Source organism: Streptomyces niveiscabiei (genome assembly GCF_001419795.1).
GTDB lineage: Bacteria > Actinomycetota > Actinomycetes > Streptomycetales > Streptomycetaceae > Streptomyces > Streptomyces niveiscabiei.
The window spans coordinates 1-11972 of sequence record NZ_LIRL01000581.1; the positions used below are offsets into that span (position 1 = coordinate 1).

The 11972-nt window shown below is 72.1% G+C and carries 13 protein-coding genes; 11 read left to right on the forward strand and 2 right to left on the reverse strand.

The window, feature by feature from the left end; genetic code table 11:
- From AOK24_RS26920 to AOK24_RS26965, 10 genes are all read left to right on the forward strand, one after another.
- Positions 1–1208 (forward strand): RsmB/NOP family class I SAM-dependent RNA methyltransferase (locus AOK24_RS26920; RefSeq protein WP_055722649.1); only part of this gene is annotated, 1208 nt, incomplete at its 5' end.
- Between the two features lie 155 nt (positions 1209–1363).
- Positions 1364–2044, forward strand: coding sequence for a ribulose-phosphate 3-epimerase (gene rpe / locus AOK24_RS26925; RefSeq protein ID WP_055722650.1), 681 nt, complete (start codon positions 1364–1366; stop codon positions 2042–2044).
- 108 nt (positions 2045–2152) lie between these two features.
- Entirely contained in the window at positions 2153–3163 is a 1011-nt protein-coding gene (locus AOK24_RS26930) for a sugar-binding transcriptional regulator (protein WP_055722651.1), read from the forward strand.
- A gap of 40 nt (positions 3164–3203) precedes the next feature.
- Entirely contained in the window at positions 3204–3611 is a 408-nt protein-coding gene (locus AOK24_RS26935; protein WP_055722652.1) for a guanyl-specific ribonuclease, read from the forward strand.
- Positions 3608–3862 (forward strand): barstar family protein, encoded by a 255-nt coding sequence (locus AOK24_RS26940; protein WP_055722653.1) that lies wholly within the window; start codon positions 3608–3610, stop codon positions 3860–3862. The genes AOK24_RS26935 and AOK24_RS26940 overlap by 4 nt, the downstream gene beginning before the upstream one ends.
- Before the next feature lie 79 nt (positions 3863–3941).
- Entirely contained in the window at positions 3942–5384 is a 1443-nt protein-coding gene (locus AOK24_RS26945) for a GuaB1 family IMP dehydrogenase-related protein (RefSeq protein ID WP_055722654.1), read from the forward strand.
- Between the two features lie 54 nt (positions 5385–5438).
- Entirely contained in the window at positions 5439–5939 is a 501-nt protein-coding gene (locus AOK24_RS26950) for a GNAT family N-acetyltransferase (protein WP_055722655.1), read from the forward strand.
- 21 nt (positions 5940–5960) lie between these two features.
- Positions 5961–6401: an Lrp/AsnC family transcriptional regulator gene (locus AOK24_RS26955; RefSeq protein WP_055722656.1), complete on the forward strand. Its 441-nt coding sequence runs from the start codon at positions 5961–5963 to the stop codon at positions 6399–6401.
- Between the two features lie 142 nt (positions 6402–6543).
- A complete protein-coding gene (locus tag AOK24_RS26960; protein WP_055722657.1) occupies positions 6544–7332 on the forward strand; it encodes a carbon-nitrogen hydrolase family protein in 789 nt (262 codons plus the stop codon).
- A 33-nt stretch (positions 7333–7365) separates the two neighbouring features.
- Complete coding sequence (locus tag AOK24_RS26965) at positions 7366–9063, forward strand: flavin monoamine oxidase family protein (protein WP_055722658.1); 1698 nt, start codon at positions 7366–7368, stop codon at positions 9061–9063.
- Between the two features lie 2 nt (positions 9064–9065).
- Here AOK24_RS26965 and AOK24_RS26970 read toward each other — a convergent pair whose 3' ends face one another.
- Together AOK24_RS26970 and AOK24_RS26975 are read right to left on the reverse strand one after the other, a co-directional pair.
- Positions 9066–9755: a DUF5995 family protein gene (locus AOK24_RS26970; protein ID WP_055722659.1), complete on the reverse strand. Its 690-nt coding sequence runs from the start codon at positions 9753–9755 to the stop codon at positions 9066–9068.
- 78 nt (positions 9756–9833) lie between these two features.
- A complete protein-coding gene (locus tag AOK24_RS26975) occupies positions 9834–11021 on the reverse strand; it encodes an MFS transporter (RefSeq protein ID WP_055722660.1) in 1188 nt (395 codons plus the stop codon).
- A gap of 117 nt (positions 11022–11138) precedes the next feature.
- Here AOK24_RS26975 and AOK24_RS26980 point away from each other — a divergent pair.
- A partial coding sequence (locus AOK24_RS26980) for an ROK family transcriptional regulator (protein WP_055722661.1) occupies positions 11139–11972 on the forward strand: 834 nt, incomplete at its 3' end.

The window sequence follows — 11972 nt, forward strand, 5'->3', positions numbered from 1 at the left end:
ACGGGACGCTGCGGCGGCAGGGGACGTACGACGCGGTCATCGCCGCCTGCATCGACCGCCCGCTGCGGGAGGTCGACCCGCCGGTGCTGGACGTGCTGAGCCTCGGCGCGCATCAGCTGCTCGGGACCAGGATCCCCACCCACGCCGCCGTGTCCGCCTCGGTCGAGCTCGCGCGGGTGGTGCTCGGCGACGGTCGCGCCAAGTTCGTCAACGCCGTGCTGCGGAAGATCGCGCAGGACGACCTGGACGGGTGGACCGAGAAGGTCGCCCCGCCGTACGACGAGGACCCGGAGGACCACCTCGCCGTCGTCCACTCGCACCCCCGCTGGATCGTCTCGGCGCTGTGGGACTCGCTGGGCGGCGGCCGGGCCGGGATCGAGGAGCTGCTGGCGGCGGACAACGAGCGCCCCGAGGTGACGCTGGTGGCGAGGCCGGGCAGGTCGGTCGTGCAGGAGCTGCTGGAGGAGGAGGCGGCGGTACCCGGCCGCTGGTCGCCGTACGCCGCGAGGCTGACCGAGGGCGGGGAGCCGGGCGCGGTGGACGCCGTCCGCGAGGGCCGGGCCGGCGTGCAGGACGAGGGGAGTCAGCTGGTCGCGCTGGCCCTCGCGAACGCGCCGGTCGAGGGCCCGGACCGGCGGTGGCTGGACGGCTGCGCGGGCCCCGGCGGCAAGGCCGCACTGCTCGCCGCCCTCGCCGCCGAGCGCGGCGCGACCCTGCTGGCGTCGGAGAAGCAGCCGCACCGCGCGGGCCTGGTCGCGAAGGCGCTGGCCGGCAATCCGGGGCCGTACCAGGTGATCGCGGCGGACGGGACGCGCCCCCCGTGGCGGCCGGGCGTCTTCGACCGCGTGCTCGTGGACGTCCCCTGCACCGGCCTCGGCGCCCTGCGCCGCCGCCCGGAGGCCCGCTGGCGGCGTCGCCCCGAGGACCTCGAAGGGTTCGCGCCCTTGCAGCGGGACCTGCTGAGGACCGCGCTGGAGTCGGTGCGGGTCGGCGGAGTCGTCGGGTACGCGACCTGCTCGCCGCACCTCGCGGAGACGCGCGCGGTCGTCGCCGACGTGCTGAAGCAGTTCCCGGCGACGGACCTGATCGACGCGCGCCCCCTGCTGCCGGGTGTGCCGGGGCTGGGGGAGGGGCCCGACGTACAGCTGTGGCCGCATGTGCATGGGACGGACGCGATGTACCTCGCGCTGATCCGTCGGGTCGGATGATCACACGAATCTCGGCGGCCCGGCCAGCCGAGGCCCCGCCACCCAAGGCCCACCGTCCAAGGTAAAGGGCGATTAAATAAGATCATCGCACCAATTGTCGTCCCGCCTCCCCCACCGGTGCTCACCACCCCGCCCGGTCATGGGAGGCTAGCCCCATGGCCGTGCAGATCAACCCCAGCATCCTCTCCGCCGACTTCGCCCGTCTGGCGGACGAGGCCAAGGCCGTCGAGGGAGCCGACTGGCTCCACGTCGACGTCATGGACAACCACTTCGTCCCCAACCTCACCCTCGGCGTCCCGATCGTGGAGTCCCTGGCGAAGGCGACGGACACCCCGCTGGACTGCCACCTGATGATCGAGGACCCGGACCGCTGGGCCCCGCAGTACATCGAGGCCGGCGCCTCCTCGGTCACCTTCCACGTGGAGGCCGCCGCCGCCCCCGTCCGCCTGGCCCGCGAGATCCGCGCCAAGGGCGGGCGCGCGTCGATGGCCCTCAAGCCGGCGACGCCCATCGAGCCGTACGAGGACCTCCTCCCCGAGCTCGACATGCTGCTGATCATGACCGTCGAGCCGGGCTTCGGCGGCCAGGCGTTCCTCGACATCATGCTGCCGAAGATCCGCCGCACCCGGCAGCTCATCGACAAGCACGGCCTCCAGCTGTGGCTCCAGGTCGACGGCGGCGTCTCCGCGAGCACGATCGAGCGCTGCGCCGAGGCGGGCGCGGACGTCTTCGTCGCCGGTTCGGCCGTTTACGGCGCCGAGGACCCGGCAGCGGCCGTACGCGGACTGCGTGCCCAGGCCGAGGCGGCATGCGACCACCGGGCCACGGGCAAGTGAACGAACCCCGCTACAGAGCCCTTCAGGGCTGATCAAGACCGCCGGATCTGCGAGGATGAAGGCGAATCCAGAGTGTGAAACAGCAGTGAGGAGATCGCCGTGTCGGGTATGTCGGCGGGCCGGTCGGCCATGCGGATGGGACCCGCGGAGCTGGTGCAGGCGGCGGCCATGGCCCGCCGCTTCTACCTGGAGGGCAAGTCCAAGATCCAGATCGCCGAGGAGTTCGGCGTCAGCCGCTTCAAGGTGGCCCGGGTCCTGGAGACCGCTCTCGAACGGGATCTCGTACGCATCGAGATCCGGGTACCGGCCGAGCTGGACGCCGAGCGCTCCGACGCGCTGCGCGCCCGCTACGGCCTGAGGCACGCGGTCGTGGTCGAGTCCCCGGCGGACGCCGAGGAGTCCCCCGACCCCGAGAACCTGGGCGAGGTCGCCGCCGACCTGCTCGGCGAGCTCGTCGACGAGGGCGACGTCCTGGGCCTGGCCTGGGGCCGCTCCACCATCAACATGGCCGCGGCCCTCGACCGGCTGCCGCCCTGCACGGTGGTGCAGCTGACGGGTGTGTACGACGCGGGTACGGCCGAGCGCGGCTCGGTCGAGGCGGTCCGCCGGGCGGCTCAGGTGTCCGGCGGCGACGCGCACCCCATCTACGCGCCCATGCTGCTGCCGGACGCGGCCACCGCCGCCGCGCTGCGCAGCCAGACCGGGATCGCGCGGGCCTTCGAGTACTTCGACAAGGTCACGGTCGCCTGCGTCTCCATCGGCTCCTGGGAGCCGGGCGTCTCCACGGTCCACGACATGCTGACGGACGAGGAGCGGGCCCACTACTCCTCCCTCGGCGTCGCGGCCGAGATGTCCGCGCACCTCTTCGACTCCGAGGGGCGCCGGGTGGGCCGGGACCTCGGCGAGCGGTGCATCACCGTCAAGGCCGACCAGCTGCGCCGTATCCCCGAGGTCGTCGCGATCGCGGGCGGGCAGCGCAAGGCGGCGGCGATCGACGCGGTGCTCAGGTCGGGGCTGGTGACGAGCCTCGTCACGGACACCTCGGCGGCGGACTATCTGATGACCGCGGGGCCCACGCCCAAGTCGGCGCTGAACCGGTCCGACCCGGACGGGGTCTGACGGAAGGCCGCGCGGGGACGGCCGTGGCAGCATCTACGGCATGCTGCTGCGGTTCGTCTCCCGGGTGCTTCTGTGTGTGCTGGTCCTGGTCGGGGGTGTCGCCGGATGCTCGTCCGATCATCGTACGAATGATCAGACCCGTACGAGCGCTGCGACCAGCCCCGCCAACGGCCTCGCCACCGTCAAGGCCGCCGACCTCCCCGCCGAGGCCCGCACCACCCTCGCCCTCATCGACAAGGGCGGCCCCTACCCCTACTCCCGAGACGGCGTCGTCTTCGGGAACTTCGAGGGACGGCTGCCCAAGGAGAAGCGCGGCTACTACCACGAGTACACCGTGAAGACCCCCGGCTCGCGCGACCGTGGCGCCCGGCGCATTGTCACCGGCCAGGGCGGCGAGATCTACTACACCGATGATCACTACGACTCGTTCCGGACGGTACTGAGATGACCGACATCGTGATCGACCTCGACGGCGTCACGGACAAGGCCGGGCTGATGGACCGGTTCGCCGAGGGCCTGCGCCTGCCCGACTGGTTCGGCCGCAACTGGGACGCGCTCACCGACGTCCTGCGCGACCAGGAGGAGCGCCGCATCGTCGTCCGCGACTGGCGGCCGTACGCCAAGGCCCGGCCCGACGAGTGGGAGATCGCGCTGGAGATCTTCGAGGAGGCGCGGGTGCCGGTCCTGCTCGCCCTGTAGGAAGCTCCAGGACGTTCCCGCGCAGCCTGGACGTTTCTCCCGGAGTGCCATCGGCCCTTCGCGTGGGAGAATCAAGTACGTGCGTTTTCTCCATGACATCAAGCCCGCGTACGACCTCACCTACGACGACGTCTTCATGGTCCCGAGCCGCAGCGCGGTCGGCTCCCGCCAGGCGGTGGACCTGCGCTCGCCGGACGGGACGGGTACGACGATCCCCCTGGTCGTCGCCAACATGACCGCGATCGCGGGACGCCGGATGGCCGAGACGGTGGCCCGGCGCGGCGGGCTCGTCGTCATCCCGCAGGACATCCCGATCGACGTCGTCACGGACGTCGTCTCCTGGGTCAAGAGCCGCCACCACGTCCTCGACACGCCGATCGTGCTGTCGCCCCAGCAGACCGTCGCCGACGCGCTCGCGCTGCTCCCGAAGCGCGCGCACAACGCCGGTGTCGTCGTCGACGAGGAGCGGCGGCCCGTCGGCGTCGTCACCGACCAGGACCTCACCGGCGTCGACCGGTTCACGCAGCTCGGCGAGGTCATGTCCCGTGACCTGCTGCTCCTCGACGCGGACATCGACCCGCGCGAGGCGTTCACGACCCTCGACGGGGCGAACCGGCGGTACGCGCCGGCCGTCGACAAGGACGGCAAGCTCGCCGGCATCCTCACCCGCAAGGGCGCGCTGCGGGCGACGCTGTACACGCCGGCCGTGGACGCGGACGGCAAGCTGCGTATCGCCGCCGCCGTCGGCATCAACGGGGACGTCGCAGGCAAGGCCAAGCAGCTCCTCGACGCGGGCGTCGACACGCTCGTCATCGACACGGCCCACGGCCACCAGGAGTCGATGATCAGCGCGATCCGCACGGTCCGCGCGCTGGACCCCCGGGTGCCGATCGTCGCCGGCAACATCGTCTCCGCCGAGGGCGTACGGGACCTGATCGAGGCCGGCGCGGACATCATCAAGGTCGGGGTCGGTCCCGGCGCGATGTGCACGACCCGCATGATGACCGGCGTCGGGCGCCCCCAGTTCTCCGCCGTCCTGGAGTGCGCGGCCGAGGCCCGCAAGCACGGCAAGCACGTCTGGGCCGACGGCGGTGTCCGCCACCCGCGCGACGTCGCGATGGCCCTCGCGGCCGGCGCGTCCAACGTGATGATCGGCTCCTGGTTCGCCGGGACGTACGAGTCGCCGGGCGACCTCCAGCAGGACGCGAACGGGCGCCTGTACAAGGAGTCCTTCGGCATGGCGTCGGCCCGCGCGGTCCGCAACCGCACGTCCGAGGAGTCCGCGTACGACCGCGCCCGCAAGGCGCTGTTCGAGGAGGGCATCTCGACGTCCCGCATGTTCCTCGACCCGGCCCGGCCCGGTGTGGAGGACCTGATCGACTCCGTCATCGCCGGGGTCCGCTCGTCCTGCACGTACGCGGGCGCCGGTTCCCTCGCCGAGTTCGAGGAGAAGGCGGTCGTCGGCATCCAGAGCGCCGCCGGGTACGCCGAGGGCAAGCCGCTGCACGCGAGCTGGAGCTAGGGACTTCGGCAAAGGGGAGGCGGATCGGGGGCGGCGCGTTCTAGCGTCGTCCCCATGGAGATCATGGCCTGCCGCCGCAAGGACCTCGTCACGCTGGAGCGCCTCATGCCGTCGAACAGCGTCGACGGCAGCCACCCCCTGCGCTTCGCCCGCCAGGAGGCGGGCGGCAGCACCTATCTGATCCCGTGGCTCGACGGCCGTCCCGTCGGCCACGCGGATGTCCTCTGGACCGGCTGCGAGGCCCCCGAGGTCCAGGCCGCCCACCCCGGCTGCCCCGAGATCAACGCCCTGTTCGTGTGGCCCGAGAACCTGCGCTCGCAAGGGATCGGTACGGCGCTGATCCGGGCCGCCGAGAACCTCGCGCTCGACCGGGGCGTCGAGATCATGGGGCTCGGCGTGGACGACAGGAACCCGCGCGCGGCGGCGCTGTACGCGCGCCTCGGATACCGGCCCGGCGTGCGGTACATCGACCGCTACGCCTACCGCGACGTGCACGGCGTCCGGCGGGAGCACGCCGATCCGTGCCGGTTCCTCACGCGGGAGCTGAGCCGCTGAGCGCGTGGTCTACTGCCGTATGTGTTGAACGACCTGGACGAACGTATCGTGCACGCCCTCGCCGAAGACGCCCGGCGGTCCTATGCCGACATCGGGCAGCTCGTCGGGCTGTCCGCGCCCGCCGTGAAGCGCAGGGTGGACCGGCTGCGGGAGAGCGGGGCCATCGCCGGGTTCACGGTCCGGGTCGATCCGGTGGCGCTCGGGTGGGAGACCGAGGGGTTCGTCGAGATCCACTGCCGCAGGAACACCTCGCCGGAGACCATCCGGCGGGGTCTTGAGCGGTATCAGGAGGTCGTCGCCGCGTCGACCGTCACCGGGGACGCCGACGCCATCGCGCAGGTCTTCGCCTCCGACATGCGGCACTTCGAACGGGTGCTGGAGCGCATCGCGGGGGAGCCGTTCGTGGAGCGCACCAAGTCGGTGCTGGTGCTGTCGCCGCTGCTGAGGCGCGCGCCCGCGTAAGAGGCGCACGCAACGAATCGCCGGACTCTGCCCGCATCGCGCAACGAATCGCTCACCTGTGTGCAATGGGTGCCTATTGTCGGCCCGGCCCGGCCGACCGTACCGTCTATCTGGCCCCCGACACCCCTTCTTGAGGACACGTATGCGCATCGCCCTGCTCCAGAGCTCCGGACGCCCCGGCGCGGTCGAGGGGAACCTCAAGGTGCTCGGCGAGGCGGCCGGGCGGGCGGCCGAGGCGGGCGCGGAGCTGCTGGTGGCGCCGGAGCTGTTCCTGACGGGGTACGCGGTCGACGTCGAGGGCCTCGCGGAACCGGCCGACGGCGAGTCGGCGGACGCGGTCGCGGACCTGGCCGCACGGCACGGCCTCACGATCGCGTACGGCTACCCCGAGCGGGCCGGCGAGAGCGTCTTCAACTCGGCCCAGGTGATCTCGGCGACCGGCGACCGGCTCGCGAACTACCGCAAGACCCACCTCTTCGGCCGCTTCGAGCACGACCACTTCACCCCGGGCGAACAGCCCGTCGTCCAGGTGGAGTTGGGCGGGCTGACCGTCGGCCTGATGATCTGCTACGACGTCGAGTTCCCGGAGAACGTCCGCGCGCACGCCCTCGCCGGCACCGACCTCCTGATCGTCCCGACGGCCCAGATGCACCCCTTCCAGTTCGTCGCCGAGGCGATGATCCCGGTCCGGGCGTTCGAGAGCCAGATGTACGTGGCGTACGTCAACAGGGTCGGCGCGGAAGGGGAGTTCGACTTCGTAGGCCTCTCCGTGCTGGCCGGCCCCGACGGAGTCGCCCGCGCCCGGGCCGGCCGCGACGAGGAACTGCTCCTCGCGGACGCCGACCCCGCGTTCCTGGCCGCCTCCCGCGAGGCCAACCCCTACCTCGCCGACCGTCGCCCGGGCCTGTACGGCTCCCTCGCGCGCCCCTGAACACCCGTAGAACCGCAAGGAGTTCGTACCCCCATGACGTCCATGGTGCCCAACGCCGTAGAGCACGCCGACGCGCAGCAGCCGCCGATCACGATGTTCGGGCCGGACTTCCCGTACGCCTACGACGACTTCCTCGCCCACCCGGCGGGGCTCGGGCAGATACCGGCGACCGAGCACGGCGTCGAAGTCGCCGTCATCGGGGGAGGGTTGTCGGGGATCGTCGCCGCGTACGAGCTGATGCGGATGGGGCTCAAGCCGGTCGTGTACGAGGCCGATCAGATCGGCGGGCGGCTGCGGACCGTCGGCTTCGAGGGCTGTGACCCCTCGCTGACCGCCGAGATGGGCGCGATGCGCTTCCCGCCGTCCTCCACGGCCCTCCAGCACTACATCGACCTGGTCGGCCTGGAGACCCGCCCCTTCCCCAATCCCCTCGCGGAGGCGACCCCTTCGACGGTCGTCGACCTCAAGGGCGAGTCCCACTACGCGGAGACGATCGAGGATCTCCCGCAGGTGTACCGGGATGTGGCCGAGGCGTGGGCCACGTGCCTTGAGGAAGGCGCCGAGTTCGCGGACATGAACCGGGCGCTGCGCGAGCGGGACGTACCGAGGATCCGGGAGATCTGGGGGCGGCTCGTCGAGCGGCTCGACAACCAGACGTTCTACGGATTCCTGTGCGCCTCCGAGGCGTTCAGGTCGTTCCGGCACCGCGAGATCTTCGGCCAGGTCGGCTTCGGCACGGGCGGCTGGGACACCGACTTCCCGAACTCGATCCTGGAGATCCTCCGGGTCGTCTACACGGAGGCCGACGACCATCACCGGGGGATCGTCGGCGGCTCGCAGCAACTCCCGCTCAGGCTCTGGGAGTCGGAGCCCGCGAAGCTCGTCCACTGGCCGTACGGCACGTCCCTCAAGTCGCTGCACGCGCAGGGCGAGCCCCGGCCCGCCGTCACCCGGCTGCACCGCACCGCCGGGAACCGGATCACCGTCACCGACGCGGACGGCGAGATCCGCACGTACCGCGCGGCCGTGTTCACCGCGCAGTCCTGGATGCTGCTGTCCAAGGTCGTGTGCGACGACGACCTCTTCCCGGTCGACCACTGGACGGCCATCGAGCGCACCCACTACATGGAGAGCTCCAAGCTGTTCGTCCCCGTCGACCGGCCGTTCTGGCTCGACAAGGACCCGGCGACCGGGCGGGACGTCATGTCGATGACCCTCACCGACCGGATGACGCGCGGGACGTACCTCCTCGACGACGGGCCCGGCAAGCCGGCCGTGATCTGCCTGTCGTACACCTGGTGCGACGACAGCCTCAAGTGGCTGCCGCTGTCCGCGAACGAGCGGATGGAGGTCATGCTGAAGTCGCTCGGCGAGATCTATCCGGGCGTCGACATCCGGCGCCACGTCATCGGCAGCCCGGTGACCGTCTCCTGGGAGAACGAGCCTTATTTCATGGGCGCGTTCAAGGCCAACCTGCCCGGCCACTACCGCTACCAGCGCCGCCTGTTCACCCACTTCATGCAGGACCGGCTCCCCGCCGACCGGCGCGGACTGTTCCTCGCCGGGGACGACATCTCGTGGACCGCCGGATGGGCGGAGGGCGCCGTACAGACCGCGCTGAACGCGGTGTGGGGCGTGATGCACCACTTCGGCGGCGAGACCGACCCGAGCAACCCCGGCCCGGGGGACGTGTACGACGAGATCGCGCCGGTCGAACTCCCGGAGGACTGAACCTAGTCGGGCAGCGGCGTCAGCAGCATCCGCCCCGCGAACCCGACCGCAGCGTCGAGCCGCTCCTCGAACTCCTCGGTGAGGTCGGGGAACCGGCGCAGCGCCCACAGCGCACGGGCCGTCGACCAGGTCGCCGCCCGCGCCCGCTCCAGGCTCCACGAGCCCAGCAAGTGCGTGAGCGGGTCGGCGAGTTGGAGCAGATCGGGACCCGGCATCAGCTCCTCCCTGATCCGCTCCTCCAGCGTGACGAGAATGTCCCCCACCTGGTCGAACTCGTCCTCCAACTCGACCGGTTCGCAGCCCAGTTCACGGCACGCGTCCACGACGGCCAGCGCCAGGTCGTGCCCGATGTGCGCGTTGATCCCGGCCAGCGCGAACTGGAGCGGCCGGACCCCCGGATGCCGCCGCATCTGGAACAGCGGACGCCAACAGGCGGGCGTACGGCGGTCGTTCAGGTCCGCGTCGACGGCGTCCAGGTACCGCCGCGCGAACCGCACGTCCAGGGTGACCGCCGCCAGGGGGTCGGGGAAGCGGCCCGTGTCGATACGCCGGTCCACCTCCTCGGTGACGGCCAGATAGACCCCGTTGAACACGGCGACCCCGTCCCGCGCGGGCAACTCCGCGCCCAGGGCCCGCATCCGGGCGATCACCGCGTCTACGGCGGACGACGTGTAGCGCTCCAACTCCGGCATGGAGGAAGGGTGACAGGCCCGGGACGGGTTCGGGGCGCGGACGGGCGGGCTTCCCCGGAACGAGGGACACCGGCCTCGTCAGGGACGCGGGTCCCGCACGGCCGCGCCCTCAGGAGCGGCCTTCGCGCGTTCGGCCCCGCGCAGCACGCCCGCGAAGAGCAGCAGCCCGCACGACAGCGCCGTGACGACCCCGAACGACACCGTCAGACTGGTCGCGTGCGCCACCCCGCCGATCAGGCTCGGCGCGATCAGCCCCGACGTGTACGTGATCGTCGCCACGCCCGCGATCGCCTGACTGGGATTCGGCCCCGCGTGCCCCGCCGCCGCGAAGCACAGCGGTACGACGACGGCGATCCCGAACCCCGTCAGCCCGAACCCGGCCATCGCCACGGCCGGGTGGTCCGCGACGACGACCAGCGCGCCGCCCGCCACGGCCAGCCCCCCGCCGGCGCGCACGGTCCGCACCACCCCGAACCGGTTCACCACCGCGTCCCCGGCCAGCCTCGCGATCGCCATCGTCAGCATGAAACCGGTCGTGCAGGCCGCCGCGAGCCCCGCCGACGCCGTCAGCCGGTCCTCCAGGTACACCGCCGACCAGTCCATGCTGGCGCCCTCCGCGAACACCGCGCAGAAGCCGACCGCGCCGATCAGCAGCGCCGAGCGCGGCGGCAGCGTGAAGCGGGGCGGGGCCTCTTCGCCCTGCGTCGGCCGCAGGTCGAGGATCCAGTGGCAGGCGGCCAGGCCCAGCGCCGTCAGGATGCCCGCCGCCAGCGCGTGGTGGACCCGGGCGTCCGCGCCGAGGTGCGCGGCGAGCGTGCCCGCGCCCGAGCCGATCAGCGTGCCCACGCTCCACATGCCGTGCAGGCCCGACATGACCGACTTCCCGAGCCGGTGCTCGATCTCCACGCCCATCGCGTTCATCGCGACGTCCGCCATCCCCGAGGTCGCGCCGTACGCGAACATCGCCAGGCACAGGGTCAGCAGGTTCGGTGCCAGCGACGGCAGGACCAGGGAGAGCGTCCACAGCGCGAGCAGGGTCCGCAGCGCCGTCCGCGTGCCCAGGTGGTGGGTGACCCAGCCCGCCAGCGGCATCGCGCAGGCAGCGCCGAACGCGGTGAACGCCAGCGCGAAGCCCAGCTGGCCCGCGCCGAGGCCCGCGTGGTCCTGGATCCACGGGACGCGGGTCGCGAACGACCCCGTCACCCCGCCGTGCACGGCGAACACCGCCGAGATCGCGTACCGGCCCCGGCGTACGTCCGTCCCCATGCCCACCCCTCGGTCGAGCCGCTGTTCCCTGCCGCGCGGCAAACTATCAGGGACCCTTCCTGATAAATAGAGGGCACCTACGGTTCGAGACGGTCCCGGCCATGGGAGGATCCCGCCATGCCCGCATCACCGAGCACGGCCCGAGCCATCAACGACCGGCTCGCCCTGCGCCTGCTCCAGCGCGAAGGTCCGCTGACGGCAGGGCAGTTGAAGCAGCTCACGGGGCTGTCCCGGCCGACGGTCGCGGACCTCGCGGAACGCCTCACGGCCGCGGGGCTGATCGAGATCGTCGGGGAGACCGGCGCGCACCGGCGGGGGCCCAACGCGAAGCTGTACGGGATCGTCGCGAGCCGGGCCTCGCTGGCCGCGCTCGACGTGCGCACCGACGGGGTCGCCGTCATCGTCTCCGACCTCGTGGGGCGCGTGCTCGCGGAGGCGGCCGTCCCGATCGCCGGGGACCTCGCCGCTGACCTCGCCCTCGACCAGGCGGTCACCCTCGTCGAGCGGGCCGCGAAAGAGGCGGGGGCCGACACGCTCCACACGGTCTGCATCGGAGCGCCGGGGCTGATCGAGCCGGCCACCGGAGACCTCCGCGACTCCAACGGGCTCCCCACCTGGCACCGGCGCCTCGTGGCCGCCCTCCAGGAACGTTTCCCCTCAGCCCACGTACTCGTCGAGAACGAGACGAACCTCGCGGCCCTGGCCGAACGGGGTGAAGGAGCCGCCCAGGACCGGGACACGTTCGTCCTGCTCTGGCTCGGCCAGGGAGTCGGCGCCGCGGTGATCCTCGACGGCACCCTGCGCCGAGGCGCCTCCGGCGGCACCGGCGAGATCGGGTTCCTGCCGGTGCCGGGCGTGGGGCTCCCGTCGGCCACGGACTGCGAGGGCGGATTCCACTCCGTCGCCGGGGGGTGGGCGGTCGAACGGCTGGCGCGGGAGTACGGGGTGCCG